This window comes from Roseiarcus sp. (genome assembly GCF_049514155.1).
Taxonomy (GTDB): Bacteria; Pseudomonadota; Alphaproteobacteria; order Rhizobiales; family Beijerinckiaceae; genus Roseiarcus.
Map to the genome: position 1 here is coordinate 1 of NZ_JBEKVH010000270.1, position 3,179 is coordinate 3,179.

3 protein-coding genes are annotated in these 3,179 nt (G+C 68.6%); 1 reads left to right on the plus strand and 2 read right to left on the minus strand.

Annotated elements, in window-relative coordinates; genetic code table 11:
• The coding region (locus tag ABSF49_RS21250) for a 4Fe-4S dicluster-binding protein (protein WP_424114625.1) at positions 1–309 on the plus strand (309 nt) is incomplete at its 5' end.
• A gap of 151 nt (positions 310–460) precedes the next feature.
• Here the strand turns inward: ABSF49_RS21250 and ABSF49_RS21255 are convergent.
• Both ABSF49_RS21255 and ABSF49_RS21260 read right to left on the minus strand, forming a co-directional pair.
• Positions 461–676: a YqaE/Pmp3 family membrane protein gene (locus tag ABSF49_RS21255; protein WP_424114626.1), complete on the minus strand. Its 216-nt coding sequence runs from the start codon at positions 674–676 to the stop codon at positions 461–463.
• A gap of 15 nt (positions 677–691) precedes the next feature.
• A partial coding sequence (locus ABSF49_RS21260) for an indolepyruvate ferredoxin oxidoreductase family protein (RefSeq protein ID WP_424114627.1) occupies positions 692–3,179 on the minus strand: 2,488 nt, incomplete at its 5' end.

The following is a 3,179-nucleotide window of genomic DNA, read 5'->3' on the forward strand; positions in this document are numbered from 1 at the left end:
TACGTCGCCAAGGCCGAGATCAACCAGGATCTCTGCATCAAGTGCGGCCGCTGCCACATCGCCTGCGAAGACACTTCGCACCAGGCGATCTTCGCCAAGATCAACGGCGAGCGGCAATTCGTCGTCAACGACGCCGAATGCGTCGGCTGCAATCTGTGCGCGCTGGTCTGCCCGATCGAGGACTGCATCACGCTGGTCCACAAGACCGATGGCGTCGATCCGCGCACCGGTCGCCCCTACATGCAGCCCCCGCTCGCCTGGACCGCCCATCCCAACAACCCGGGGGCGGATGCGGCGGCGGCGGAATAGGCCGGTTCACAGTCAGCCGTCATGGCCGGGCTTGACCCGGCCATCCAAGCGGCGGCGCTTTGTGCAGACGATCCTCCGACCGACACTGTCTGGATGGCCGGGTCAAGCCCGGCCATGACGGCGGTATGCTCTCGTTTCGACCGCCGCCCTCTCACGGCTTGGCGGCGCCGCTCTTCTCGATCGCCCTCAGCAGCGCGTCGTTACGGCGATCGGCGTAGAAATTGTTGATGGCGAAAAACGCCCAGATCGCCGCCGGCAGCCAGCCGATGATGGTGAGCTGCAGGATCAGGCAGATGATCCCGGAGCCGATCATCCCCATGCTGAAGAAGGCGAGCCACGGCAGTAGTAACGCGAGCAGATAGCGCATCTCATCGGTCTCCGATCATTCCGCCGCCTGCCTTCGCTCCGGCGGCGCGCGCCACAAGTCCAGCAGACGGCGACGCTCCGCATCGGCCGCCGCAATCGCCTTCATCTTGACCGGGCCGTAGCCGCGGATCGTCTCCGGCAGGGCGGCGAGCGCGACGGCGAGATCGCGATTTTCCGGCGTCAGCCCGGCGCAAAGCTCGCCGACCAGCGCTTCATACTCGGCGATCATCGCCCGCTCGGCGCGGCGCTCGGCGAGGGCGCCGAACGGGTCGAAGCGCGTGCCGCGCAACCGCCGCAGTCGGGCGAGGAGGCGCAGCGCCGTCATCATCCATGGGCCATAGACGATCTTTTTCGGTTCGCCGCCGCGACCGTCGCCGCGCGCGAGCCACGACGGCGCGAGATAGAAGGTGAGCTTGAGATCGCCGTCGAAGGCGCCTTTCAGCTCGGCCGCGAAGGCGCCGTCGCTGTAGAGGCGCGCGACTTCATATTCGTCCTTGTAGGCCATCAGCTTGAACAGGCCGCGAGCGACCGCGCGCGCGAAGGCGTCGGCGCCCGGCGCGGATTGGCGCTCGGCCTCGGCCGCCAAGGCGACGCCGACGCGGTAGCGTTCGGCATAGGCGCGATCCTGGTAATCGGTCAGGAACGCGGCGCGCCGTTCGCTCAACGCTTCGAGGCTGTCGTCGCCCTGGGGCGCCGCCGGGCGCATGAAGGCGGCGAGCGCCGACGGATCGGCCGCGAGCGCGCGACCCCAGTCGAAGGCGGAAAGATTGGTTGCCGTCGCTTCGCCGTTGAGTTCGATCGCCCGCCTGAGCGCCGCCGCGCCGACCGGCAGCAGCCCCGCCTGATAGGCGGCGCCGAGCAGGACCATGTTGGCGCTCGCCGTCGCGCCGAATAGCGCCGAAGCCGCTGCGCTCGCTTCGATGAAGCGCGCGCCGTCGCCGCAGCGCGCCCGGATCGACGCCTTGATCCGCTCGGCCGGCAGGTCGAAGTCGGGCCGGCGGGTGAAGTCGCCGGGGAACAGTTCGGCGCTGTCGGCGACGACGGCGGTGGCGTCGGCGCGCATCGCCGCCAGCGCCGATTTGGCGCCCGTCGCGACGAGATCGCCGCCGAGCACGAGGTCGGCTTCGCCGGCGCCGACCCTCACCGCGTGGATATCTTCCGTCCGCGCCGCGATCTTGACGTGGCTGAACACCGCGCCGCCCTTTTGCGCCAGGCCGGCCATGTCGATCGCCGCCGCGCCCTTGCCTTCGAGATGCGCCGCCATTGCGATGATGGCGCCGACCGTCACCACGCCGGTCCCGCCGATTCCGCTGACCAGGATCGCGTAAGGCCTGGCCTCGACGCTCGGCAGAATCGGGTCGGGGCAGGGCGGCGGCGCGATTCCCACGGCGCGCGCTTTTGGTCGCGCGCCCTCGATGGTGACGAACGACGGACAGAAGCCGTCGACGCAGGAATAGTCCTTGTTGCAGGCCGTCTGGTCGATACGGCGCTTGCGGCCGAACTCGGTCTCGAGCGGCTGCACCGAGACGCAGTTCGACTTGACGCCGCAATCGCCGCAGCCTTCGCAGACGCGCGCGTTGATGAAGACGCGCTTGTCGGGATCGGGATATTGGCCGCGCTTGCGCCGCCGCCGCTTCTCCGCGGCGCAGGTCTGATCGTAGATCAGCACCGTCACGCCGTCGATCGCCGCGAGGTCCTTCTCGACTGCGAGCAGTTCGTCGCGCGGGCGGACGACGACGCCTTCCGGCCAGCGCGTCGCCGGCGGATACTTGCCGACGTCATCGGCGACGACCACGATGCGCTTCGCGCCGTCGGCTGCGACCTGCGCGGCGATCTGCGGCGGGTTGAGCCCGCCCTCGTGGCGTTGGCCGCCGGTCATCGCCACCGCGTCGTTGAACAGGATCTTGTAGGTGATGTTGACTTTTGCATCGATCGCCCAGCGCAGCGCGAGCGCGCCGGAGTGGTTGTAGGTGCCGTCGCCGAGGTTCTGGAACACATGCTTACGGCGGGAGAAGTGCGATTCGCCCACCCAATTGGCGCCTTCGCCGCCCATCTGCGTGTAGCCGTCGGTTCGCCGGTCCATGGATTGGGCCATGAAATGGCAGCCGATGCCGGCATAAGCGCGGGCGCCCTCGGGGATCACGGTCGAACGGTTGTGCGGGCAGCCCGAGCAGAAATAAGGCGGGCGCGCTGCTTCCTGCTTCATTTCGGCGAGCGCGCGCTCGACACGTTTCAACCGCTCGACGCGCGCCGCAAGCCCGGCGCCGGGGTGGCGTTTCAGCAATCGCTCGCCGATCGCGATCGCGATCCCGTTGGCGTCGAGCGCCCCCTTGGCGGGGAACAGCGCTTCGCCGTTCTCGTCCTTCTTGCCGATGCATATCGGCCGCTGCGGCGCGTCGTAGAGCGCCTCGCGCAATTGCGCTTCAACGAGCGAGCGCTTCTCCTCGACGACGATGACGAGGTCCAATCCGCGCGCAAACTCGCCGATTTCGCGGGGAACGATC

What these genes read in the sequence shown, in the direction of transcription:
- ABSF49_RS21255 (WP_424114626.1), bottom strand. Translation starts at nt 676, where the DNA reads ATGCGCTATCTGCTCGCGTTACTACTGCCGTGGCTCGCCTTCTTCAGC.